The organism is Mycolicibacterium cosmeticum, from assembly GCF_000613185.1.
Lineage (GTDB): Bacteria > Actinomycetota > Actinomycetes > Mycobacteriales > Mycobacteriaceae > Mycobacterium > Mycobacterium cosmeticum.
Genome location: NZ_CCBB010000003.1, coordinates 87829 through 111531, shown reverse-complemented (window position 1 = coordinate 111531; position 23703 = coordinate 87829). Strand labels below are relative to the sequence as shown.

Here is a 23703-nt window from a genome sequence, read left to right as displayed (position 1 = left end):
TGCTGCGTGCGCGCCGATGTCGCCATCTGGAAGAGTCGAGGGTGTGGGACGCAAAGGATGGGGCGGCGCGCCACCGACCGACGATGCCGAGGCGCGCAAGCGGATCATCGACGCCACCAGGGCGATGATCGACGAGCGGGGCGCCGGCCGCACCGCACTGGCCGACGTGGCCGAGGCGCTCGGCATCACCCGCAGGACCATCTACCGCTACTTCACCGGCACCGAGGACCTGTTCACCGCGGTGGCCGAGGTGAGTTTGGAGGGCTTCGTCGCCGAGGTCGGTATCCTGACCGCCAACCTGAACGTGACCGACCAACTGGTCGAGGTGGTCGCCCACATCATCGAACGCCTCCCCCACGAGCCACTGCTGGAACTGCTGCTGGACAGCGACCGCACCAGCAGCTTCAGCCGTGGCATGCTCACCGCCGGCGTCATCGCCCGGTGCCGGACGATGTTGCGTCACACCCATATCGATTGGGCGGCAATGGGTTACGACGATGACATGCTGGACGAGCTGGTCGAATTCCTGTTGCGCAACATCCAGTCGATGATCGTCGCGCCGACCGACCCGCCGCGGACCGGCGCCCGGCTGCGGGCTTACCTGCGGCGCTGGATCGGACCGGCGCTCAACGTCACCTGAACCGGCCGGCGAATCCGCGCAGCGGCACATCGGCGCTGGTGAGCAAGCCCGGAGGGGCGGCCACCACCGATGTGATCACGTTCAGCGCAGGCAGGCCGGTCACGGTCATCCCGATCGAGGCGAAGCTGGCCGGGTCGGACAGGTCCACGCCGGGCTTGGGGAAGATCATGTGCTTGTTGTAGATGCACGGGTCACCCATGATCTGGGTGATGTAGCAGCCCTTGATATCCCAGCTCGGATCGGTGTGCGGGGTCATCTGCCACTCCAGGTGGGTCTCGATCTTCGGCACACCGCCGACCAGGCCCTGGTACTTGATGTAGTTGCCGCCGAGTGACCCCTTGGGCAGCTGGTACCAGCCCAGGTCGACATCCTTGGTGCAGGCACCCAGTTCGTAGCTGAACGTCACCTCGTCCAGTTGCACATCGAAGCAGTCGGCCATCAGCAGCACGCTGTCGGCGAACACCCGGGTGTAGCGCTCCAGCATGCCCGGCAGGCGCGGATCGTCGACCGGCAGGCCGTAACCCACCTCTTTCCAGGTGTCGGCGGAATGGTGGCACGACACGTCGACCGATTCGATGGTGGTGACGTTGTCGATCTCGGCGACATCTGCCGAACACACCACACCGAGGATCTGGTTCACCCCGGGGTTCATGCCGGTGCCGTAGAACGTCGCCCCACCCTTGGCCGCCGCCTCCGCCAGCACCTGGCTGACCGGGCGCCCGGACGGGTGCGGGTGATTGGTGTCGCGGTGCCAGCCGGTGATCCAGTCCGCGGTGGTGACGATATTGATGCCCGCCTCAAGGACTTTCACGTAGAGGTCCTCATCCGGGAAGACACCGTGGAAGGTGAGCACATCGGGTTTGGCCGCGATGATCTCCTCGACCGACCCGGTGGCGAGGACGCCGATGGGATCCAACCCGGCGATCTCGCCGGCGTCGCGGCCGATCTTCTCCGGTGAGTAGCAATGCAAGCCGACGAGTTCGAGATCGGGGTGCTTGCCGATGCGCTTGATCATCTCGGTACCGACATTGCCGGTGGCCACCTGGAAGACGCGGATCTGCTCGGTCATAGCGTGTCTACCTTCCTGACTTTCGCAAGGTCTGCCGCGGAGCCGCCCAGACCATCGGGATAGAACTGGACGGCCCATTTCCGGATAGCGGTGAAACCCTCGTACTCCGCGGTGGCCAGGGCCGGGGGATCCGAATAACGTTGGTACCGCCAGATATCGATGTCCTGGGCGAACTGGCGGATCACCTCGTCGCCGAACTTGCGCGCCCTGTCCGCGGTGCGCTGGTCGTCCCGGCCCGGGGTGCGGCCGATGTACACCATGAACCGGACATCGGAGGTGCGGTCATCGATCGGGGTGACCGCGGAGATGGTGCGGTTGTCCACCATCCCCCAGCTCTTGGTCACCGCGATACCCAGCCCCCCGTTGATGGCCTCCACCCCGCTGTTGACATCCTCGATGCGCTGCCCGTCGTCCCCCTCGAAGGTGATGGTGAAATCGACGTAGGACCACGGTTCGGCGAAGTCGTGCCGGGTGAACTCGGGGACGATGGGCGTCTTGTGCACGAACTTGAAGTGCGCGAAATCCACGCCGTTCTCCAGCACGTACTGCGGATGGATCTCCAACCCCGTGCGGTACAGCCGTTGTTGGGGGTAATAGTCGTCGGCGGTGCGCTCACCGAAGTCGGCGAAGATGTCGGGCACCTCGAAATAGGGCTCCCGGCCTTCGATGTCGTGCCAGATGTACACCGACGCATTGCGCTCGACCACCGGGTAGGTGGTCATCCGCCGGCCCCGGTTGGGCCGGTCCTGGTACGGGATGCAGACGTTGCGGCCCTCGTGATTCCACTGCCACCCGTGGAACGGGCATTGGATCACCTCGCCCTCGACGTGCCCGCCGTGGCCCAGGTGCGCGCCGAGATGTTCGCAGTAGGCATCCATCACCGTCAGCCGCCCCGATCGGGCCCGCCAGGCCACCATCTCGCGGCCGAAGTACGTCATCCGGTGCACTTCGCCGGCACCGATCTCATCGGACCAGGCCACCTGGAACCAGCCCGTCGGGACCATCGACAGTGGCGGTTTTGCCATGCGGCCAACAATCACAGAGGGTTCTATCAAAGTCAAGACTCGCGTAGCATCTGCCTGGTGACCGACGCCGCCGAACGCCGCACCAACCGGCGCGGCCAGGCCACCCGGGAGAGCATGCTGCACGCCGCACTGCATGCGCTGGCGTCCGGTGAACCGGGATCGGTGTCGGGTAACCGGATCGCCAAGGACGCGGGCGCCACCTGGGGCACGGTGAAGTACCAGTTCGGTGACATCGACGGATTGTGGGCGGCCGTACTGAAATTCACCGCCGAGCGACGCGGCGAGTTGCCCTCGCGCGCCGCACCGCACGGGCCGCTCGCCGGTCGCGTGTCGGCCATCCTCGATGTCATGTATGACGGCCTGACCGCGACGGACTCCCGCGCCATCGAAAACCTGCGGGCCGCCCTGCCGCGCGACCGTGCCGAGTTGGAGCGGTTGTACCCGCAGACGGCGGCGGAACTGGCATCGTGGCAGTTGGACTGGATCGAGGCCTGCCAGAAGGCTTTTGCCGACCTCGACGTCGATCCGGCCCGGGTGCGCGAGGTGGCGTTGTTCATCCCCGGCGCCATGCGCGGCATCACCTCGGAGCGACAACTCGGCAGCTATATCGACCTGGACGAGGCGCGCCGCGGACTGTCCAACGCCATCGTGGCCTACCTGGAGGGTTCGCGCCCGGGCTCGTGAAACCGCCGACGTAGCTCACATCCGATTAGGGACTTCTGGCCCTGCCCCACCGGCCGGTCCGCGGCGCAAGATCGAGACATGCCGACGACACTCGTCCCCGTCACGCTCGTCGAGGATGCCGTACACCTGGCGTGCCGCGCCCCGTCGTATCACAACAGCCAGCCGTGGCGCTGGGTGATCCGGTCCGGCACGGTATCGCTGTTCATCGATCCCGACCATCTGGTCGCCTCGGACGCCGGCGGCCGGCAAGCCCTGATCAGTTGCGGGGCCGCCCTCGATCATTTCCGGGTGGCCATCGCCGCGGCCGGCTACGCCACCCATATCGCGCTGTACCCCGACGCCGAGGACCGGTATCGCGTCGCAGACATCGGTCTGAGCAAGCTTGCCCAGGTCACCGACGACCAGCGGCGGCGGGCCGATGCCATCCTGCGCAGACGCACCGACCGGCTGCCGTTCGCGGCACCACCGGACTGGGACGCCTTCGAGCGCCTGCTGGGTGCCACGGACCACTTCGGCTGCGCCGTCGACGTCGTCGACCCCGCCGACCGCCCGGCCCTGGCCGAGGCGTCCGCCCTGACCGACGCGGTGCGCCTCTACGATTCCGAGTATCACCACGAGATCACCTGGTGGACAACGCCTTATGAGGTGAGCGATGGTATACCGCACACCGCCCTGATTTCGGCGCAGGAAGCCGATCGCGTCGACGTCGGCCGGACCTTCCCGGTCACGGGCAATCGTGAGCGCCGCCTCGACGTCGGCGAGGATCAGGCCCGCCTGCTGGTCGTCTCCGCCCTCGACGACAGCCGGGAAGGCATCCTGGCCGCCGGCGAGGCGCTCTCGGCGGTACTGCTGGACGCCACCATGGCCGGGTTGTCGTCCTGCACGCTGAGCCATCTGACCGAGGTGCCCGTCAGCCGCGAGATCGTCGGCGCGCTCGTCGGGCGTGCCGCACCGCAGGTGGTCGTGCGGCTGGGGGTCGCATCGCCGCTGGAGGAGGTGCCCCCGCCGACACCGCGCCGCCCGCTGCACGACGTGCTGCGCGTCGAGATCTGATCCCGCTTCCACCGCCGCCGCACGCGGCCTGCGTCCACAATGATGAGCACAGACTCTCTTCCGAAAGGTCCGCCCATGGTGTCCGTGTTCCTCGTCGACGACCACGAGGTGGTGCGCCGCGGGCTCGTCGACCTACTCGGGTCCGATCCCGATCTCGATGTCATCGGCGAGGCCGGGTCGGTGTCCGAGGCACTGGCCCGGATACCGGCGCTGCGCCCGGACGTGGCGGTGCTCGACGTCCGGCTGCCCGACGGAAACGGCATCGAGCTGTGCCGCGACTTGCTGTCACAGCTGCCCGATCTGCGCTGCCTGATGCTCACGTCGTTCACCTCCGACGAGGCGATGCTGGACGCGATCCTGGCCGGCGCGAGCGGCTATGTGGTGAAGGACATCAAGGGGATGGAGCTGGCGCAGGCCATCAAGGATGTCGGAGCCGGCCGATCCCTGCTCGACAACCGGGCCGCCGCGGCGCTGATGGCCAAGCTTCGCGGCTCCAGCGACCATTCCGACCCGTTGTCCGGGCTCACCGACCAGGAACGGGTGCTGCTGGACCTGCTCGGTGAAGGATTGACCAACAAGCAGATCGCCGCCCGGATGTTCCTCGCGGAGAAGACCGTCAAGAACTACGTGTCCCGGCTCCTGGCCAAGCTCGGCATGCAGCGCCGCACCCAGGCCGCCGTCTATGTCTCGAAGCTCGATCGTCCGGTCCAGCGCGGACAATAGACTCCAGCTGTGCCTGCAGCCGATGACGGACGCAACCGACCGATGCGCGAGACGCTGTCGCAATTGAGGTTGCGGGAGCTGCTCAGTGAGGTCCAGGACCGGGTCGAGCAGATCGTGGAGGGCCGGGACCGGCTGGACGGGCTGGTCGACGCGATGCTGACGGTCACCGCCGGCCTGGAACTCGACGCCACCCTGACGACGATCGTGCACACGGCGATCGAGTTGATCGACGCCCGTTACGGGGCGCTGGGTGTGCGTGGGCACGGGCACGAACTCGTCGAATTCGTCTACGAGGGCATCGACGGGCCCACCCGCCACCGGATCGGCAATCTGCCGCAGGGCCTGGGTGTGCTCGGTGTGCTCATCGACGATCCACGCCCGATCCGATTGGAGAACATCCGGGATCACGCGGCGTCGGTCGGCTTCCCGGCGCACCACCCGCCGATGACGACCTTCCTCGGTGTTCCGATCAGGATTCGCGACGAGGTCTTCGGCAATCTCTATCTCACCGAGAAGAAATCCGGGCAGCCCTTCAGCGAGGACGACGAGGTGCTCGCGCAGGCCCTGGCGGCGGCCGCCGGCATCGCGATCGAGAACGCCCGGCTGTACCAGCAGTCGCAACAACGGCAGGCCTGGATCGAGGCCACCCGGGACATCGCAACCGAATTGCTGTCCGGCACCGACCCGGCGGCGGTGTTCCGGGTCATCGCCGAGCGCGCCCGCCAACTCACCGCGTCCGCGGTCGCCGTTGTCGCGATCGCCGAGGACGAGGACGAAGAGCCGGGGGCCGTCGGCGAGCTGCTCGTGGCCGAGGTCACCGGCGCCGAATCGGTGGACATCGCGGCGCTGGCGCCGATCCCGGTGGCCGACGGCCCGGTCGGTGAGGCGTATACCCGGCGAATTCCGCTGTGTGCCAATCATCTCGACGTGGCGGGCAGCGCGGGACCCGCGTTGATACTTCCGCTGCGCACCACCGAAACGGTTGCCGGCGTGGTGATCACCCAACGCGAGGCCGGCTCGGCGCCGTTCACCGACGACGACCTCTCGATGGCCGCCGCGTTCACCGACCAGGCGGCGTTGGCCTGGCAGCTGGCCACCACGCAGCGGCGGATGCACGAACTGGACGTGCTGACCGACCGCGACCGGATCGCGCGGGACCTGCACGACCATGTCATCCAGCGGTTGTTCGCCGCCGGACTGGCGTTGCAGGGGGCCATCCCCCGGATCCGCCCGGCCGACGCGGCGCAGCGGGTCGAGAAGTGCGTGGACGACCTGCAGGACGTCATCTCCGAGATCCGGACCGCGATCTTCGATCTGCACAGCGGAGCCGCGGGGAGCACCCGGTTGCGCCAGCGCCTGGACGCCGCCCTGGCACAGTTCACATCGGCCGACGTCCGCGCCTCCGCGCAGTACAACGGCCCGCTGTCGGTCATCGAGCCGGCGATCGCCGACCACGCCGAGGCCGTGGTGCGGGAAGCCGTCAGTAACGCGGTGCGGCACGGCCGCGCCACGGAGATCGCGGTATCGGTGCGTGTCGACGACGACCTGACCGTCGAAATCACCGACAACGGCCGGGGTTTCGACGGGCCGATCACCGAGAGCGGGCTGGCGAACCTGCGTCTGCGGGCCCAGGAGTACGGTGGCGATCTCGCCCTGAGCGAGGCCGCCGGCGGCGGAACCGTCCTACGCTGGCAGGTGCCCTTGCCCTAGTCGGCCTCAGCCGAGCACCGCCCGCAGCACGTCGCGCAACTGCTCCCCCACGGTGTCCAGCGGTTGGGTGGCCCGCTCCGCCCGGCACATCGCGACCGCCCCCTCCACCGCGGCGACGATCAGGGTGGCCGTCCCGGTGGCGCGGTGCGGGGGCACGCCACTCTTGCGCAGTGCGCCGGCCAGGATGGTCGTCCAGTTCCCGAACGCGAACACCGCCGCATCGCGCGGGGCGCAATCGCCGTCGGCCATCTCCTCGACCGCGACCGCCAGCACCGGGCAACCGGCTCGGAAGTCGCTGTCCACCAGCGTCTCTCGCCACATAGCCAGGAAGGCCTCCAGGCCGTCGGCCGGCCCCGCCGCCGTCGCCTCGGTCAGCCTGTGAGCGGTGAGGTCGTCGGCCCACCGGACGGCCTCGGCGGCGAGTTGGCTCTTGCCACCGGGGAAATAGTGATAGGTCGAGCCGAGTGGGGCGCCGGTGTGCTTGGCCAGCTCGCGCACGCTGGTGGCGTTCATGCCGCGGCGCCGGATCATCTCGGCGGCACCGGCCACCATCCGGGCCCGCGCATCCACATCCTCGCCGCGCATTCACCCTCCTCTTATGACAGTCGTCATAGTGTACGTCTAACTGGTCTTATGACGACCGTAATAAGTCAGTTGCGTCGGCGTGTTGCGGTCTTGAGCTCCAGCACCGCGGCGGCGTTGCGGACGGCCTCGGTCACGGTGTCCACCACGGGACTGTCCAGCTTCCAGCACTGCCAGTACAGCGGGACGTCCAGATGGATCTCGGCGATCCGGACGAAGTCCGGGCCGATCAGCTGCTCGGGGTACATGCCCCAGCCCAATCCCGCTCGGACCGCCGCACGGAACCCCTCGGCGGTCGGCACATAGTGCACCGGCCGACGCACATCACGCCGGAAAGCCTTGCGCACCAGGTTGTCCTGCAACGCGTCATCGCGATTCCAGGCGAGCGAGGGCGCCTCGGCCGCCGCCTTTGCGGTGAAGCCGCCCGGCAGGTACCGCCGCAGATAGTCCTGGGTCGCCACCGGGATGTAGCGCATCACGCCCAGGGATTGCACGCGACATCCGGAGACGGCCGTCCGTTCGGTGGTGACGGCCCCCATCACCTCACCGGCGCGCAGCAGCCGGGCCGAATGGTCCTGGTCCTCGATCCGGATATCGAAGAGGATGCCGGGCAGCCGGGCGAAGATGCCGGCGAACCACGTCGCCATGGAGTCCGCGTTCACCGCGACGGCCACCCTGATGGGTTCCCGCGGCCCGTCCCCGGTCTCGGCCAGCGCCTCGGCCTCCAGCAGCGCCATCTGGGCGGCCAGTCGGAGCAGCGGTGTGCCGGCTGGTGTTGCCCGGCAGGGCTTTTCGCGAACGACGAGGACCTGGCCGACCCGCTGCTCCAGCGCCTTGATGCGCTGACTGACCGCCGACGGGGTGATGTGCAAATGGGTTGCGGCGGCGTCGAAGCTGCCCAGTTCGATGACGGCCGCGTAGGCGGCCAGCTGCTGACCGTCCAGCCTCATACCCGCCATGCTAATGCACGGTCACGGCCTTAGAGCCAAGAGCCGCAACTGATCCGGCACCGTATCGAAGAGTGCCACTCGGGTGATCAGGCCGAGCACGAGTTCGAAGATGCCGTCCAGCGGTGTGGCTTGGACGCGCTCGGTGGAGGCGAACGGCAGCGCGACCGCCGTGGCGGCCCCGGCCGAGGTGGGGATCTCGACGCTTTGGCCCGGCGACGGGTAGTACCCGTCGTAGGTGCCGGCGAACAGGTCGTTGATCCAGCCGGCGGCGATGGTCGGGACGGCCTGGACGTTCGAGGGTGCCGAGAAGCCGGCCACCAGATATTCGGCGAACTGGACGATCTTGTTGCCGCCCAGCAGGGCGTCGATGTGACGCCCACCGGCCAGCATCACACCGTTGAACTGGCCGGGACGAGCGGCCTCCAGTTCGTCGCCCACCACGCCGAACATGTTCCACACGTAGCGCTCCGACGAAATATCCATCACGGGGCGGTAATTGGCGCCGGTGAGCCGCGCCAAGGCCCTGGGCACCGTGCCGTTCATGTCCACCGAATCCAGGAGCACCACACCGGCCAGGTCGGCCAGCGCCGCGTTGTCGATCATGTCGGCCGCCGCACCCATCACCAGGCTGCCGCCGGCGGAATGCCCTACCAGGACGAAGCGGGTGGGCAGGGTCACCTCGTGTCCGGCCGCCGCCGACGCGCTCGCCGTCAGGGCCGCTCGGTCCCCGGCGAACAGGTCCGCGACGCCCTGTTGCATGGCCGTGCCTCCCAGCCAGGCGCCGTCGGCGGCAAGGAAATTCGAGGTGATGGTCGGCGCGACGACGACGCTGTTGGTGCGTTCGGCCAGTGCGGCCGCGGTGAAGCTGTACATCGATCCCACCGCGGCGAACCCGTGCTGCAGATAGATCAGCCGGGTCGGTGCCTGGTCATCGGAATGCTCGGGGAAATACCAGTCGGCGATCACGGTGCGCCCGCCCGCGACCGGGATGCGCAGTGTCGACGTCCGGACGGTGACCTTGGCGTCGGCCGGCAGCACCGGTGGTCCCGAGAAGAACTGCACGAGCCCCATGACCGCGTTGAGAATGGCCGATCCCAGGGCGTCGACCAGTGTCGGCCGGCGTGGAGCGGCGGCCTGGGCGACGACGGGGTCGGCCGGGCGAGCGGTGACCGCGGCCGCGGTGACCGACGGCGGCATATCGGCCGTCACCGCCGGTGCCACCGGCTCGGACGCGGCCTTCGGGCGCACCGCGGCGCCCTTCGTCTGCTCCTGCGCCGGTGCGGGTTTGGCGGTGGACGGGACAGTCGCGGCGCGACGGAAGGCCGCAGCGGCGTTGGGCGACCGGGTGGTCGTCCCCTTCTTCTTGGCGGTGCCGGACTTCACACTTTCGCCGGGTGCCGGTTTCTCGTCGGCCGGCGTCGACGGTTTCGGAGCCTCCTGCTCGGGCTCGGCGGCGGGTTCCTCCTTCTTCGCCGGGTCCGGGGTCTTCGTGTCGTGCGGGCCCTCGGCGGCCGGCTTACCGCTGCCACCGGCTGACTCCGCATCGGTGTCGGCGACGGCGGTCGCCGCGCCGACCAGCAGCGTGGCCGCGACCGCCGTCATCGCGACCACGGCACCCAGCCATGCCATCAACCGAGCGACCATCCGAATCCCCCTGCCCTGCGCCGCACGATGCGCCGTAATTGCACAAACTAGATCATTTGATATTTATGTGTCGAGAGCGGTCGCCGGATCCGGAGTAGCGTTTTGGTGTTACGGCACAGCACGAAGGACGGGCACGCACGTGGGCGAGGAGCCGGTACGCCGCCGTCGGGGCCGCCCGGCCGGCGGCGGCGCGGTGGCAGAAGAACTGCGGGAGACCTTCCTCGATACGGCGGAACGGTTGTTCGTCACGCGGGGTTACCGGGCCACCACCATCGAGGCCATCGCCCGGTCGGCCGGGTACTCACGCGGCAGCGTCTACCGGCACTTCCCCACCCGGGACAGCCTGGTCGAAGCGCTCGTGCAACGCACCACCCGGCGGCACATGGTGGGCATCCTCGACCGGTTACCCCCTGATGCCGAGCCGCTCGACATCATCGTCGAGAGCCTGGTGATCGTCGCGAGCGAACTCAACCGAGACCCGCTGGTGCGGTCGATCTCGGACCAGGCCGACGACCGCATCGTTGCCAACATGCTGGCCAACCACGCCGAACTGCATCGCATGGTCGAGGAATGGACGGCCACCGTCGTCGAGTCCGATGACGGTGGGTCGTTGCGGCCGGGCCTGCGCGGCAAGGACCTCGCCCGCTTTCTCATCGCCACCAGCATGAGCCTGCTGCTCGGCGTCGTGCCGGGCTCGCAGGACCCCGAAACCGCCAGGCGCTATATCGAGGTGTTCTTCCTGCCGGCCGTCGCCGCGCGGTTTCCGCCGGCACGCCCCGTGTTCACCGACGACGAATGAGCACTACCGCGCCGCCCCGGCGACCAGGCGGTGGGCGCTATTCTTCGAGCGTGTCAGATGAGCTCTGGACGTCGGCCACCCGGCATCCGTTCCTGAATGCGGTGCGCGACGGCACCATCACCGACGAGGCCTTCGACCGCTGGCTGGTGCAGGACGCCATCTTCGTCGCCGACCTGCTGAAGTTCCAGGCGCGGCTGCTGGCCCGCTCGCCGCGGGCCGCCCAGGCGGTCCTCGTCTCCGGCTGCGGGGCATTGGTCGCCGAGCTGGACTGGTTCGAGGAGCAGGCCGCTCGGCGCGGCATCGAGCTGCACGGCAAAGCGCTGCCGGCCACCCTGGCCTACCGGGAACTGCTGCGGGTGCTCGACGCCGAACCGTTCGACGCGGCCATCACCGCGTTGTGGGCGCTGGAGCGGGTGTACTTGCTGGCCTGGCAACATGCACACTCGGAAAGCTCACGCTTCCGCGAGTTCGTCGAGCATTGGAGCACACCGGAATTCGCGTCCTACGTCGACGCCCTCGGCGCGCTGGCTAATCCCGGGGACAACGACGCACTGGTGGACGAGGTGCTCTCCCACGAGGTGGACTTCTGGGAGATGGCGGGCGCATGACACTGTCCGCCCGGCTGTGGTCGGAGAACGACGACCTCGCGGCCCAGACCCTGGCGCACCCGTTCGTGCAGGGTATCGGCGACGGGTCACTGCGGCGGGAGCTGTTCGCCGGGTACGTCGCCCAGGACGCATTCTTTCTCGAATCCTTCGCGCGGGCTTACGCTTTGGCGCTCGCGCGCAGCGCCGACACCACCACCTTACTGACGCTGGCGGACCTGCTCGCCGGGGTCCGCGACGAACTCCGCCTGCATGCGTCCTACGCCGACTCGTGGGGTATCGACATGGCCGGGGTGACACCGTGGCCGGCAACCCTGGCCTACACCGATTTCCTGCTGGCCACCGCGTCCACCCAGGACGCCGCCGCGGTGTACGCCGCGATGACGCCGTGCATGCGGCTCTACGCGTGGCTGGGTCAGTCGTTGGTGGGCGGCGACGCCGGACCGTACACCGACTGGGTGCAGACCTATGCCGATCCGGGATTCGAGGCGCTGGCGGCGCAGCTGGAGACACTGCTGGACCAGCAGGACATCGACACGCCGGCGTTGCACGACACCTACCGCCGCGCCATGCGGCTGGAACTGGGGTTCTTCGAGGCGACATCCACGGCCTAGTCGCCGGGCGGCGGGAACCCACCGGTGGCCACCGGGCCCCACCGGCGTGGAGTGATGCGCAGCAGGCACTTTCGTTGATCCACCATGGCCTGCCGATACTCGTCCCAGTCCGGATGCTCACCGGCGACCGCCCGGAAGTAGTCGACCAGCGGCTCGACCGCATCGGGCAGGTCGATGCGCTCGGCGTCACCGTCGACCTGGACGTAGGGGCCGTTGAACTCGTCGGACAGCACCGTGACGCTGGCCCGCGGGGTCCTGCCGATGTTCACCGACTTGGCACGCTGCGGGTAACTGGCGATCACGATGCGGCCCTGGTCGTCCACCCCGCCGGTGACCGGGGAACTCTGCAGCGAGCCGTCCGCCCGGAAGGTGGTCAACACCATCCGATGACGTGGACGGACGAACTCCAGCAATTGCTCGAGGCTGACGGTGTCGGCGGTGGCATAGGTTCGGGGCATACCGTGATTCTCCCCCTTCGGTCCCGTCGAGACTGAATCCTGGGACCGATTCCGCGGCTATCGCGTCCCTGACTTCAGTCTCGCCGGCGATCCTCGACCGGCGACCCCGCCACGCTATTTGACGATCAGCTTGCGCTGCGACGCCATGGTGAACACGGCGGCCACGATGATCACCAGGCCCTTGATGATGGTCTGGGTGTAGTCGGCCGCGCCGATCTGGTTCAGTCCGTTGGACAGCACCGTCAGGATCAGCACTCCCAACACGGTCCGGCCGACACCGCCCACGCCGCCGGACAACGCGGTGCCGCCGATCACGATGGCCGCCACCGAGTCGAGCAGGATCTGCGACCCCAAAGTCGGTCCGGCCGCGCCCAATTGGGCCGTCAGCAGCAGACCGGCCACCCCGGCGGTAATCCCGGAGACCACCAGGATGAGGACCTTGACCCGGCGCGTCTTCACCCCGGCCAGTTCGACGACCTTCTCGTTGCCGCCGACCGCGTACACGTACAGCCCGAACCGGGTGCGCCGGGCGAAGAACCACACCACGGCCAGGGCCAGCAGCGCGATCAGCGCGGCGTTCTGGATGTTCGGGACGAACTGCCCGATGGCCAGGTCGCGGATGCCCTGGTTGGTGAAGTTGATGGTGCTGCCCTGCAGGATGGTCAGACCGATACCGGCGAACAGTGACAGGGTGCCCAGCGTCGCGATGAACGACGGCACCCGCCCGTAGGCGAAGACCACGCCGTTGAGCAGCCCGATCGCGGCGCCGACCGCGATCGCGATGAGCAACACCACGAGCGGATTGCCGAGTCCGTCGTTGATCAGCGAGGCCACCACCGCACCGGTGAGCAGCGCGATCGACCCGACCGAGAGGTCGACGCTGCCGGCCACGATCACCAGCGTGGCGCCGAGCGAGGCGAGGAGCAGGATGCCGGCCTGTCCGCTGATCAGCGTCAGATTGGCCGCGGTGAGGAAGGCCTCGGCCCGCACCGAGAAGAACACCACCAGAGCCAGCAGCGCGGCCAGCGGCAGGACGTCGCGCACCAGATTGACGCGGGTGAGCACGCCCGGAGGTGACGCACTCGCAGCGGCATGGGGTGCGGCGGAGGCGGTTTCGGGTGCGGGGGCGGTCAGTTCAGCAGTCATTTCTCATCCGATGGTGGTAGGGACGGCGGAGGCGCCGGGGATCATCAGGGCGACGAGGTCGTGCTCGTCGGGTTTGGCATCCGGCGGCGCGTCGACGGTCGCCACCAACCTGCCTTCGGTGATCACCGCGACCCGATTCGACAGCCCGATCAGTTCGGGCAGGTCGTCGCTGACCAGGATTATCGTTGTGCCCGCGGCGGCCACCGTGCGCAGCAGGTCGTAGATTCCCTCACGGGCTCCGGTATCCACACCCTGGGTGGGTTCGTCCAGGACCAGGATGCTCGGTTGGCGCAGTAGCCATTTGGCGATGAGCACCTTCTGAGCATTACCGCCAGAGAGTGATGACACCGGGGCGTCGATGCTCTCGGCGACGATGCCCAGTTCCTCGACATACCGCTGGGCGACCTTGCGCGCGCGGCCGACAGCCCACAACCCGACCCGGGGAGTGGCGAACCGGTCGTGCAGGGAGGCCAGTTGGATGTTGTCGACGATGGACTGCGTGACGACGAGTCCTTTGTCGGCGCGATCCGGTGGCACATAGGCGATTCCGGCACGAACGTGATCACCGATGGTGCCACCGACCGGTTTCCCGTCGACCAGGATGCGACCGTGGGTTGGGCGCACCGCACCGGCGATGATCTCGCCGAGTACCCGCTTGCCCGATCCCTCGGTGCCGGCCAGCCCGACGATCTCACCGGGCGCCACCTGCAGGGAGGCCTCGCGCAGTACTCCGGCGCCGCCGACACCTTCGACGACCAACCGCGGTTGGGTGTCGCTTCCGATGGCCCGCTGGGCGTTTTCGCGATAGTAGTTCTCGGTGCGGACTCGGCCCACCATCAGGCGGTGCAGCTCGTTCTCGTCGACGCCCTCGGTCGGGCGATGCGCAACCGATTCACCGTCTTTGAACACCGTGATCCGATCGGTGGATTCGATGATCTCGGGCAACCGGTGCGAGACGAACACGACGGCGGCGACACCACGCAGCCGCTTCAACAGACGCAGGAAGTTGTCCTCGTGCTCGGAGTCCAGCGCGGTCGTGGGCTCGTCGAACAGGACGACCGGGCGTTCCACCTCCAGCAGCTGCGCCAGTGCGGTCACCCGGGCGATGTCGAGGTTCTGCCTCTGGCCGGGGGTCAGCTTTCCGGTCTGGGCGTTGACGTCGACACCGTCCACACCGGCCTTTCCGAGCGCCTCCGCGGCGGCCCGGCGCAGGCTACGCCGGTCCAATCCGCCGGTGCGGGAGCGAAACAGGTGCTCCCAACCGAAGAACACGTTCTCGTAGACCGCCAGGGAATCCACCAGGTTGGCCTCCTGGAACACCCGGAAGATGCCCAGTTTGTTGGCCTCCTGATAGGTCTTGGGTGCGATCTCGTGCCCGTCGAGGACAAGGGAGCCCGAGTCGTACGGCAGCACACCCGAGATGATGTTCAGGATCGTGCTCTTGCCCGCGCCGTTCTCGCCGATCAGCCCGACGACCTCACCGTCGCCGACCGTCAGGTCGACACCTTTGAGGGCCCGGTTGGCACCGAACGATTTGACGATGCCGGTGGCTTGCAACCGGGGTTCTGGTCGTGAGGTCATGTCACACCTTCTGGTAGGGGGACGGTGCCAACACCGGGGTGCGGTAGTGGTCTGCGTAGAGCGCGCGTATCCGGTCGAAATCCCCGTTGCGCTGGGCGTTCACATAGGCCTCCGGCAGCTGGAAGTCCTTGGGTTTCGGTACACCCGGCCAGATGCTCTCCAGGTTCTCCACCGGGTAGGCATCGAACTGCAGATCGAAGTCGTGCGGGTGCTCCACCCGGGACAGGAGCTTGACGTCGAACGATTCGCCGATCGGGCCGTCGACGTACCGCGCTTTGAACGGTTGCACGTTGTCGGCCGTGATGATCTCGGCGTGCCAGCTGTAGAAGCGTTCGGCGGCTTCGGGTTTCCAGCCGTTGAGCCGGTCGTGGAACTGCGCGATGGTGACGAACGACGGATAGGCCGGCACGTTGCCGGTGGTGACCAGCTGGGTGCCCGCGACGATCCGGTCGATACCGGCGGTGGAGCCGTTGGCGCCCACCACGAACACGTCCTTGCCCGGCACCTTGCCCGCGGCCTCGATGCCGGCCACCACTCCGGTGGCGACGTCGTCGTTGACCGCCACGATGCCGACGGTGTCCGGATAGCGCGCCAGCAGCGAGGCCGCGGCCCGCTGGGACAGGTCCACGTCGTACTTGGCGTGCAGTTCACCGGCGAAGGTGATCTTCGGGTACTTCTTCAGCGTGTCGTGCACGGCCAGCCGGCGCTGCACCTCGCAGCCGTCGATCGACGGGTAGTACCCGCCGACCCGGACCACGGTGCCCTGTTCGCCGATCTTCTTTGCCAGCACGTCGACGGCCTTGCCGACCGCGACGTACTCGTCGGGCATCAGGAAGCTGTTGTACTTGTTCCCGGCGGGGTCACTGTGCCACGGCGTGTACCAGGCCGGTGAGTTCCAGGCCGCCTGGAACAGCACGCCGCGATCGTTGGAGTCGTGGGCCAGGGTGGGCAGCGCGCCGGCGTCGTTGAGCCCGACGAAGATCGCGGTGGTCTTCTGGGTGAGCAGCTGGTTGAACTGGTTGGACTGCACGGCGGCGTCGCTCTTACCGTCCAAAACCACGCTCTTGTAACCCAATTGGGCGGCAGCCTCTTGGTAGGCCTTCGCCCACTGCACCTGATAGTCACCGGTGGCCGACCAGTTCAGCAGGGCGAACTGGCCGTCGGTGTAGGCGACCGCGTCACCGTGGACCTCGCTGCGCCGGCCGACGGCGGTCAACGCACCCGCGGCGGTCAGCGCGGCGGCACTGCCGGCCAACAGTTTCACGAACTGCCGCCGGCCCAGACCGTAGGTGTCCAGGCGCTCGAGGATGGGGTCGATCGCGCGGCGCTCTTCGGCGTTCATCGGGCAGACGGTAATGGCTGCCGAAACAAACCCCCAGCGTCTGGATCACCGCGATTTGTGGAGCCGCACCCGTAATGATTACGGGTGCGGCTCCACAAATCACCGGTCAGAAGTAGCCGCTGCCGGGCAGTTTGGTGCCGCGGGTGTAGTAGGCGCCGATGGCCTGGGCCTTGTACGACGTCGGGTTGTGTGAGGCGAGCGTGCGGATGTTGCGCCAGTGCCGGTCCAGCAGATGCGCCTGGCGTACCACCGACGCCCCGCCGACATCGAAGATCTGCGATGCGGCCTTCTGCGCCAGCCCGTCGATGACGACCTTGGCCGCGGCGGCCTGCAGCGACGCCTCATGCGCCAGTTCGAGGTTCGGATCGGTCTTGGCGACGTCGGCGTCGTAGGCCCGCTCCAGCGCGTCGGCGGCGGCCAGCACCGTGGCCTCACCCGCGTAGGCGGCCGCGGCGATCTCCCCGATCTCCCGCTGCAGCAGCGGATCATCGGGCGCCGACGGATTCGGCGCCCAGGTGAAGCTGCGCGGGCGCTGATGCACATGGGCCACCGCGTCGTTGCGGAGTGCGTGCAGCACACCGACTTCCAGCGCGGTGACGTACAGCTGGAAGAACGCCCCGGACAGATACAGCGCCGGCGGCTCGGCATCGGCGTCCGGCGGCGCGAACTGCAGCAGTTCCTCGGCGTGCACCTCGACGTTGTCGAAGACGGCGGTCCCGGTGCCGGTGGCGCGCTGCCCGAAGCCGTCCCAGTCGTCGAGCACGCTCACCCCGTCCCGGTCGGTGGGCACCAGCGCGATCACCGTGGCGCCCTCGGGATTACTGGCCAGCACCTCGGCGTAGTCGGCGTACAGCGTGCCGGTGGTGAAGTACTTGGTGCCGTTGAGGCGGAAGCCGTCGCCGTCGGGGGTCAGCTTGGTCTTCCAGGTGAACGACCCGGCCGGGGTGGAGCCGAGTTCGGTGGACGCGTTGCCGACGATCGCGCCGCGCAGCGCCAGGTCGATGACGCGCCGGCGTTGGTCCTCGTCGAGCCGCAGGCGTTCCTCGACGTGGGAGAAGTGCCCGCGCAGGATGTGCGCGACGTTCACGTCGACGGCAGCCAGCGCGATCACCGTGGCGAACAACTCCCGCAGGGTGGCGCCGCCACCGCCGTGTTCGGCGGGGATCCGCAGCGCGCCCAGCCCGGACGCGCGGATCAGATCGATGATGGCGAACGGCCGTTCGTTGTTGCGTTCGCGTTCCAGGGCGCCCTCGCCGATCTCGGCGATCAGTTGCGCCAGCCGGTCGGAGCCGTAGGTCAGCGGTTCGGTGGACAGGGTGTTGGTCATCGTGATACCTCCTCGGTGACACGGCGGTAGCGCGCCGCGCGGTGTGATTCGGGCAGCCGCGGACCGCGCCCGAACAGTTTGTGCCGCAACGAACCTTGTTCGTAAGCGGTCTTGTAGACGCCGCGCCGTTGCAGCTCGGGAACCACGTGCTCGATGAAGTCGACGAACGAGCCCGGGGTGATGACGTTGGTGAGGTTGAATCCGTCCACGTCGGTCTCCTCGACCCAGGACTGCAGATCGTCGGCCACCTCGGTGGGGCCGCCGACGCTGAAGCCGCCCTCGGCGTCGATGGCGTGCGCGTCGATGAAGTCGCGCAGCGTCCACTGGCCCTGCCCGAACATCTGCACCGACGACTTCAGGTACTCGTTGTCGGTGACGGCGACCGGGTCGTCCAGGTCGAACCGGGACAGGTCGCTGCCCAGCCAGCCCGACCAGAGGGCCAGTGCGCCTTCGGGATCGGTGTATCGGCGGAAGTCGTCGTAGCGGTCGCGCGCGGCCTGCCGGGTGGGTCCGGTGACCGCGACGTGCCCGTTGACGATCTTCACGTCGTACGGGTCGCGCCCGGCATCCGAGGCCCGGGTCCGGATGTCGGCGACGGCCTCGCGCAGCACCTCCTTGGTGGGTGCGCCGATGAAGATCACCTCGGCGTTCTCCGCGCCGAACTGCCGACCCCGGTTCGACGCGCCGGCCTGGTACAGCACCGGGGTGCGCTGGGTGGACGGTTCACACAGGTGGATACCCGGCACCCGGAAGTGCTTGCCGGAGTGCTCGATCGGGTGCACCTTGGCCGGGTCGGCGTAGTGGGCACGGCCCGGTTCGGTGCCGACGGCGTCGTCCTCCCAGGAACCTTCCCACAGCTTGTACAGCACCTCGGTGTACTCGTCGGCGATGTCGTAGCGGTCGGCGTGCGGGGTGATGGTGTCCAGGCCGTGGTTGCGGGCCGCGCTCTCCAGGTAGCCGGTGACGATGTTCCAGCCGACCCGGCCCTTGGTCAGGTGGTCCAGGGTGGACATCCGGCGCGCGAACGAGTACGGGTGCTCGAACGAGGTGGCCGCGGTGATGCCGAACCCGAGATGCTCGGTGACGGCCGCCATCGCCGGCACCACCAGCAGCGGATCGTTGACCGGCACCTGGGCACCCGAGCGCAGCGCGGCCTCCGGACCGCCGCCGTACACGTCGTAGATGCCCAGCACATCGGCGATGAACAACCCGTCGAACAGCCCGCGCTCCAACAGCCGGGCCAGGTCGATCCAATAGTCCAGGTCCTTGTACCGCGCCGCCTGAGATTCCGGGTGCCGCCAGGTCCCGGCGACGATGTGCGTCACACAGTTCATGTCGAATGCGTTGAGGACGATCTGGCGGGTCACCGCCGACACGATGGCCGACCGGACATTTTTGCGATAGCGATCAAATCGGTGCGATTCTCTTCCGTAACGTTGCGTCACAATCGCCGGGAATATCCGCACCCCGATCGGTGTTGCGCAGCAGGTGACTGAGCAGCCTGAACTGAGCCCCACCGACTGGGTCCGTACCCAGACCGAGAAGATCCTGCAGACCGGGACCACCGACGGCGTCGAGGTCCTGGATCGTCCGATCGTCCTGTTCACCACGACGGGAGCGAAGTCGGGCAAGAAGCGCTACGTCCCGCTGATGCGCGTCGAGGAGAACGGCAAGTACGCCATGGTGGCCTCCAAGGGCGGCGACCCGAACCATCCGTCCTGGTATCACAACGTGAAGGTGCACCCGCAGGTCACCGTCCAGGACGGGGACAAGGTCACCGAGGGCACCGCCCGCGAGGTCGAGGGTGACGAGCGGGCGCACTGGTGGGAGCTGGCCGTCGCCGCCTACCCGCCGTATGCCGAGTACCAGACCAAGACCGACCGGCAGATCCCGGTCTTCGTCGTCGAATAATCCGTCGAATAGCCCGAGCGGTGCCTGTTCAGCGGCATGACTGCCGCTGAACAGGCACGTCTCATCCGAGGGCGATACCCAGCTCCTGGGCGAACACCTTGACCATGTGCTGCACGGCGATCTCGTTGCGGCCGATGATCATGTGGTCATGCTGACCGTGCCGGACGCCCTGGCCGCACTGCGGCAGCATCGCGAAATCCTCGTCGCGCACCGCGGCATGGACCCCCTCGTAGACGGCGTCGTAGAACGCGCGCATCTCGTCGTCGACCGCGGGCACGCGCCCCATCCAGCTATGCCGCACGGTGCAGCGCGTCGGTTCACCCTCGGGCAGCATGTCGATGATCTCCACCCCGACGGGGCTGTTGGCCAGGATGAGGTTGGGATACACCCAGTAGATGACGCCCATGTTCGCCGACGGATCGCGTGACGCGTCCGCGTCCTGTTCGACGTTCATGATCCAGGTGAACGGGAACCCGATCCGGTGGTGCTTACCGAACTCGTCGTAGATCGAGGTGTTGGGCAGCGTGTTCTGCCCGATCAGGCTTTCGCCGTGCACGAAGGGGAAGTGATACCCCTCGGCGAACGCCTCCAGCGCGCCCTTCCAGGACACCTCGGAGGAGAACTCGCGATCGGTGTGGTAGCCGTAGGATCCATAATTCCATTGCGCCAGTTCGGGTCCCAGCGCTCCGAGGTGGTCGTCCACATCGATGGTCGCGTCGGCGGTCAGCACCGCCCAGACGAACCCGTACCGTTCCTGTGACGGGAGTTCGACCAGCCCGTAGTCGGCAGTGTCCATGGTGTCGAAGCCCGATTTGCCGGGCACCATGAACAATTCGCCGGTGTTGCGATAGGTCCAGGCGTGATAGGGACACACGAAGCGCGCGGCATTTCCGGACCCACAGGCCGGCATCGCCCCGCGGTGCCGGCAGTAGTTCAGGAAGACGTGGGCGGTACCGGCCCGGTCCCTGGTCACCAGCAGCGAGTCGCCCAGCACGGAGCGCACCACGTAGTCGTTGTTCTTCGGCAACTGCGCGGACGGGACGATCGCCAGCGGCACCCGCCGCAGAATCTGCGTCTCTTCGATTTCGGTGATCTTGGGATCGCGGTAGTAGTGCAACGGCACCTTGAGCACGGCATCCGCCATGTCGGTGGTGCCGTCGAGCGCGTGCCGCAGGGCACGCCGGGTCAGCGCCTCGTCGGCGAAGTTCGCGGGTTGGGCCACCATGCGTTGACCATACATTCTTTAGTAACTGTATTGTCAAGATCGTACGCCGCGTCATGCGACGATCGACGCATGCGCAGGCATGGTTGGTCCGGCGACATCCCGGCCGACGACGAGGAAGCGGTGGACCGGATCATCGCCGCGTCCCGCCGCGCCATCGACACCCAGGGGACGGTGAGCGTGTCGGCGGTGGCCCAGGCCCTCGGCGTCACCCGCCAGACGGTCTACCGGTATTTCCCCACCCAGGAGACGCTGATGGCCGCGACGGCGGTCGCATCGGTGGCCGGATTCCTGGATCGCCTTGCCGGCCAATTGGGTTCGATCACCGATCCGACGGAGGCCGTCATCGAAGGCATCGCCTACACCGTCGAGCAGTTGCCGCACGACCGCTACCTCGGCCTGGTTCTCCAACCCGGCAAGGCCAGCGCCTTCACCGCGGGGGTGACCTCCGATATCGCCATCGGGTTCGGCCGCAGCATCCTGCAGCGCTTCGACATCGACTGGGCCGCAGCGGGATTCGACGACAGCAAGCTCGACGAGCTGGTCGAGTTCATGCTGCGCCTGCTGCAGTCGTTCATCGTCGACCCTGGCCGCCCCGCGCGGCACGGTCAGGCGCTGCGCGACTACCTCGACGACTGGGTCGCGCCCGCGGTACGCGCACATGCCGGCCGCGTCAGCGTCAGGGCGGGGGCGGCGGAGGAGGAACGATGAAGCAGTTCGAACCGCCGATACCCAGCACGTACACCGTCACGCAGCGCTGAAAACTCCCGTCCGGATAGAACGGCCCGTCGCACTGGCCGCCGCCGTTACCCCAGACGACGGCACTTCCACACTCCGCGGAGGCCGGTGGCGCCGAAGCGACCGCGCCCGCCCCCGACAAGGCCAACGCCACCAGAACGGCGCCGGCGATCTTCGCCTTCATCTCTCATGCCATTCCTTGCTCAGACCAATTAATTAGTCTGTCTAGAATTATCCTCCGGGTGCCGGTCCACGGCAAGGGTGATTTCGCCGCCACGGCGCCGCCGGACAGGTGAGGAAGAATGACGGGCGAGATGACCGATACCGAGGGCGCAGCGAGCCCGGACACCGCAGACCGGCGCCGCCACATCGTGCGCCTGGTCTTGTTCGCGGCGGTGCTGGCGGCACTGTTCGCCCTGATGGCGGTGGGCCGCGTGGTCGACGCTGACGAGATCCGCGCCGTCGTCACCGCCGCCGGGCCCGCCGCGCCGCTGGCCTACGTCGTGGTCTCGGCCGTGCTCGGTGCCCTCTTCGTGCCCGGCCCGATCCTGGCCGCCGGCAGCGGACTGCTGTTCGGGCCGGCGGTGGGACTCGGCGTCACGCTCGGCTCCACCGTCGGCACCGCGATGATCGCCAGCCAGATCGCGCGCCGGGCCGGCCGCGACAGCGCCCGCGCGCTGCTCGGCGCCGACCGGGCCGATCGACTCGACGGCTTGATCGAGCGGCGCGGGTTGTGGGCCGTCGTCGGGCAGCGGTTCATTCCGGGCATGTCCGACACGATGGCCGCCTATGCGTTCGGGGCGTTCGGAATGCCGTTGTGGCAGATGGCACTCGGCGCGCTCATCGGGTCGACGCCGCGTGCGTTCGTGTACACCTCACTCGGCGCGGCGCTCGGCGAGAAGTCCGCCGCGCTCGCGTTCGCCGCCGCCGCGGTGTGGTGTGTCACCGCCATCGTCGGGGTTTTCGCCGCCCACCGCGGCTACCGCGCCTGGCGCGGCCGCACACCTCGTTGACTTGGCCGTGGCGGCGCAAAAGTGCGAGAAGCGCCCGCCACCAACGCCAAGTCAACGCGGCTCACACCGTGAACGCCGCCCGGAACGCCGTCAGCGCGGTCTCGCTGTCCGCGGAATTCCACGCCTCCATGCCGACGGTGCCGGTGAACCCGATCCCGTCCAGCCCCCGCGCCACCGCCGGGTAATTGATCTCCCCCGTGCCCGGTTCGCAGCGGCCCGGCACGTCGGCCACCTGGATCTCCCCGATCGCCGGGCCACACCGCCGCACCAACTCGACGAGGTTCCCCTCCCCGATCTGCGCGTGATAGAGGTCCAGCATCATCTTGACGTTGGGATGCCCGACGCCCTCCACCAGCGCGAGGGTGTCCTTGGCACGGGCCAGCGGCACACCGGGGTGGTCGACGATGGTGTTGAGGTTCTCCACGCAGAACGTCACGCCCGCACGCGCCCCGAGTTCGCCGATGCGCTCCAGGGTGCGCAGCGCTGTCAGCCACATCTCCCCGGTGGCGCGCTGCCGCGGCCGGGCCGCCTGACCGTCCACCAGTTCGGCGGTGTGCAGGTTCAGCCGGGTGACGCCGAGCGTCTCGGCGGCCTCGATGCTCAGTTCCGCGGTGCGCACCACCTCGCCGGCGGTGGCCGGGTCGATCAGGTCGCCGTGCAGATAACCGGTCATCGACGTGAAGGAGGCCCCCGTCGCGGCCAGCGCGGCCAGGTCCTTGTCGTGCCAGCTCCAGATCTCCGCGGCGAAGCCGAGCTCGTGAATCCGCTCGACCCGCTCGACGATCGGCAGGTCCCGGAACACCATCTCCGAGCACACGGCCAGCTGGAAACCCATCTTCTCTCTCCGTTCGACTAGAACGTTCTAGT

25 protein-coding genes are annotated in these 23703 nt (G+C 68.0%); 11 read left to right on the top strand and 14 right to left on the bottom strand.

Going from position 1 to position 23703, the window contains the following annotated elements:
* Window positions 1–43: 43 nt before the first annotated feature.
* Window positions 44–640 (top strand): TetR/AcrR family transcriptional regulator, encoded by a 597-nt coding sequence (locus tag BN977_RS19560; RefSeq protein WP_036400807.1) that lies wholly within the window; start codon window positions 44–46, stop codon window positions 638–640.
* Here BN977_RS19560 and BN977_RS19555 read toward each other — a convergent pair.
* Together BN977_RS19555 and BN977_RS19550 are read right to left on the bottom strand one after the other, a co-directional pair.
* Window positions 633–1709: an NAD(P)H-dependent amine dehydrogenase family protein gene (locus BN977_RS19555; RefSeq protein WP_036400804.1), complete on the bottom strand. Its 1077-nt coding sequence runs from the start codon at window positions 1707–1709 to the stop codon at window positions 633–635. The two genes, BN977_RS19560 and BN977_RS19555, sit on opposite strands and share 8 nt — an antisense overlap.
* On the bottom strand, window positions 1706–2734 hold the full coding sequence (locus BN977_RS19550; protein ID WP_036400802.1) for an aromatic ring-hydroxylating dioxygenase subunit alpha: 1029 nt from the start codon (window positions 2732–2734) through the stop codon (window positions 1706–1708). Before BN977_RS19550 ends, BN977_RS19555 begins: the two co-directional genes overlap by 4 nt.
* Before the next feature lie 114 nt (window positions 2735–2848).
* Between BN977_RS19550 and BN977_RS19545 the strand changes: the two genes are divergently transcribed.
* From BN977_RS19545 to BN977_RS19530, 4 genes are all read left to right on the top strand, one after another.
* Window positions 2849–3418, top strand: a complete 570-nt coding sequence (locus tag BN977_RS19545; RefSeq protein ID WP_234709704.1) for a TetR/AcrR family transcriptional regulator — start codon at window positions 2849–2851, stop codon at window positions 3416–3418.
* Window positions 3419–3496: 78 nt separating this feature from the next.
* Window positions 3497–4471 (top strand): Acg family FMN-binding oxidoreductase, encoded by a 975-nt coding sequence (locus tag BN977_RS19540; protein ID WP_036400798.1) that lies wholly within the window; start codon window positions 3497–3499, stop codon window positions 4469–4471.
* Between the two features lie 75 nt (window positions 4472–4546).
* A complete protein-coding gene (gene dosR, locus BN977_RS19535; RefSeq protein ID WP_036400795.1) occupies window positions 4547–5194 on the top strand; it encodes a hypoxia response regulator transcription factor DosR/DevR in 648 nt (215 codons plus the stop codon).
* Window positions 5195–5236: 42 nt separating this feature from the next.
* A complete protein-coding gene (locus tag BN977_RS19530) occupies window positions 5237–6904 on the top strand; it encodes a GAF domain-containing sensor histidine kinase (protein WP_051561723.1) in 1668 nt (555 codons plus the stop codon).
* A gap of 6 nt (window positions 6905–6910) precedes the next feature.
* Here the strand turns inward: BN977_RS19530 and BN977_RS19525 are convergent, their stop codons facing one another.
* The 3 genes from BN977_RS19525 to BN977_RS33355 all read right to left on the bottom strand — a co-directional run bounded on the left by BN977_RS19525 (window position 6911) and on the right by BN977_RS33355 (window position 10080).
* Window positions 6911–7489, bottom strand: coding sequence for a TetR/AcrR family transcriptional regulator (locus tag BN977_RS19525; RefSeq protein WP_036400790.1), 579 nt, complete (start codon window positions 7487–7489; stop codon window positions 6911–6913).
* 65 nt (window positions 7490–7554) lie between these two features.
* Window positions 7555–8436 carry a LysR family transcriptional regulator ArgP gene (locus tag BN977_RS19520; protein WP_036400787.1) on the bottom strand — a complete coding sequence of 294 codons (882 nt, stop codon included), beginning with the start codon at window positions 8434–8436 and terminating at the stop codon, window positions 7555–7557.
* A gap of 21 nt (window positions 8437–8457) precedes the next feature.
* Entirely contained in the window at window positions 8458–10080 is a 1623-nt protein-coding gene (locus BN977_RS33355; protein ID WP_131590180.1) for an alpha/beta fold hydrolase, read from the bottom strand.
* 139 nt (window positions 10081–10219) lie between these two features.
* Between BN977_RS33355 and BN977_RS33350 the strand changes: the two genes are divergently transcribed.
* Genes BN977_RS33350 through BN977_RS19500 form a run of 3 tightly spaced genes read left to right on the top strand, consistent with a single transcriptional unit; the run spans window position 10220 to window position 12098 of the window.
* Window positions 10220–10879: a TetR family transcriptional regulator gene (locus BN977_RS33350; protein WP_036400784.1), complete on the top strand. Its 660-nt coding sequence runs from the start codon at window positions 10220–10222 to the stop codon at window positions 10877–10879.
* Between the two features lie 50 nt (window positions 10880–10929).
* Window positions 10930–11487 (top strand): TenA family protein, encoded by a 558-nt coding sequence (locus tag BN977_RS19505; RefSeq protein WP_036400780.1) that lies wholly within the window; start codon window positions 10930–10932, stop codon window positions 11485–11487.
* The gene (locus BN977_RS19500; protein ID WP_036400778.1) at window positions 11484–12098 is read left to right on the top strand and encodes a TenA family protein; all 615 of its coding nucleotides are present in this window, start codon (window positions 11484–11486) and stop codon (window positions 12096–12098) included. Before BN977_RS19505 ends, BN977_RS19500 begins: the two co-directional genes overlap by 4 nt.
* Here the strand turns inward: BN977_RS19500 and BN977_RS19495 are convergent.
* From BN977_RS19495 to BN977_RS19470, 6 genes are all read right to left on the bottom strand, one after another.
* Window positions 12095–12556, bottom strand: a complete 462-nt coding sequence (locus tag BN977_RS19495; protein ID WP_024450961.1) for a PPOX class F420-dependent oxidoreductase — start codon at window positions 12554–12556, stop codon at window positions 12095–12097. The genes BN977_RS19500 and BN977_RS19495 overlap by 4 nt on opposite strands.
* A gap of 114 nt (window positions 12557–12670) precedes the next feature.
* A complete protein-coding gene (locus BN977_RS19490) occupies window positions 12671–13702 on the bottom strand; it encodes an ABC transporter permease (RefSeq protein ID WP_051561718.1) in 1032 nt (343 codons plus the stop codon).
* A gap of 3 nt (window positions 13703–13705) precedes the next feature.
* A complete protein-coding gene (locus BN977_RS19485) occupies window positions 13706–15283 on the bottom strand; it encodes a sugar ABC transporter ATP-binding protein (RefSeq protein ID WP_036400776.1) in 1578 nt (525 codons plus the stop codon).
* Between the two features lies 1 nt (window position 15284).
* Entirely contained in the window at window positions 15285–16625 is a 1341-nt protein-coding gene (locus BN977_RS19480; protein WP_036400774.1) for a sugar ABC transporter substrate-binding protein, read from the bottom strand.
* Between the two features lie 106 nt (window positions 16626–16731).
* Entirely contained in the window at window positions 16732–17952 is a 1221-nt protein-coding gene (locus tag BN977_RS19475; protein WP_036400772.1) for an acyl-CoA dehydrogenase family protein, read from the bottom strand.
* Window positions 17949–19319, bottom strand: a complete 1371-nt coding sequence (locus tag BN977_RS19470) for an LLM class flavin-dependent oxidoreductase (protein WP_036403985.1) — start codon at window positions 19317–19319, stop codon at window positions 17949–17951. Before BN977_RS19470 ends, BN977_RS19475 begins: the two co-directional genes overlap by 4 nt.
* A 121-nt stretch (window positions 19320–19440) precedes the next feature.
* Here BN977_RS19470 and BN977_RS19465 point away from each other — a divergent pair, with 121 nt between their 5' ends.
* The gene (locus tag BN977_RS19465) at window positions 19441–19863 is read left to right on the top strand and encodes a nitroreductase family deazaflavin-dependent oxidoreductase (protein ID WP_024450967.1); all 423 of its coding nucleotides are present in this window, start codon (window positions 19441–19443) and stop codon (window positions 19861–19863) included.
* 61 nt (window positions 19864–19924) lie between these two features.
* Here the strand turns inward: BN977_RS19465 and BN977_RS19460 are convergent, their stop codons facing one another.
* The gene (locus BN977_RS19460) at window positions 19925–21088 is read right to left on the bottom strand and encodes an aromatic ring-hydroxylating oxygenase subunit alpha (RefSeq protein WP_036400769.1); all 1164 of its coding nucleotides are present in this window, start codon (window positions 21086–21088) and stop codon (window positions 19925–19927) included.
* A gap of 69 nt (window positions 21089–21157) precedes the next feature.
* Between BN977_RS19460 and BN977_RS19455 the strand changes: the two genes are divergently transcribed.
* Window positions 21158–21796: a TetR/AcrR family transcriptional regulator gene (locus tag BN977_RS19455; RefSeq protein ID WP_036400766.1), complete on the top strand. Its 639-nt coding sequence runs from the start codon at window positions 21158–21160 to the stop codon at window positions 21794–21796.
* Here BN977_RS19455 and BN977_RS19450 read toward each other — a convergent pair.
* Window positions 21765–22007, bottom strand: coding sequence for a CDGP domain-containing protein (locus BN977_RS19450; RefSeq protein ID WP_024450970.1), 243 nt, complete (start codon window positions 22005–22007; stop codon window positions 21765–21767). The genes BN977_RS19455 and BN977_RS19450 overlap by 32 nt on opposite strands.
* Window positions 22008–22137: 130 nt before the next feature.
* On the opposite strand from BN977_RS19450, the gene BN977_RS19445 reads away from it, so the two are divergent.
* Window positions 22138–22836, top strand: a complete 699-nt coding sequence (locus tag BN977_RS19445) for a TVP38/TMEM64 family protein (RefSeq protein WP_036403983.1) — start codon at window positions 22138–22140, stop codon at window positions 22834–22836.
* A gap of 61 nt (window positions 22837–22897) precedes the next feature.
* Here the strand turns inward: BN977_RS19445 and BN977_RS19440 are convergent, their stop codons facing one another.
* Window positions 22898–23671: a TIM barrel protein gene (locus tag BN977_RS19440; protein ID WP_036400762.1), complete on the bottom strand. Its 774-nt coding sequence runs from the start codon at window positions 23669–23671 to the stop codon at window positions 22898–22900.
* Window positions 23672–23703: the final 32 nt, after the last annotated feature.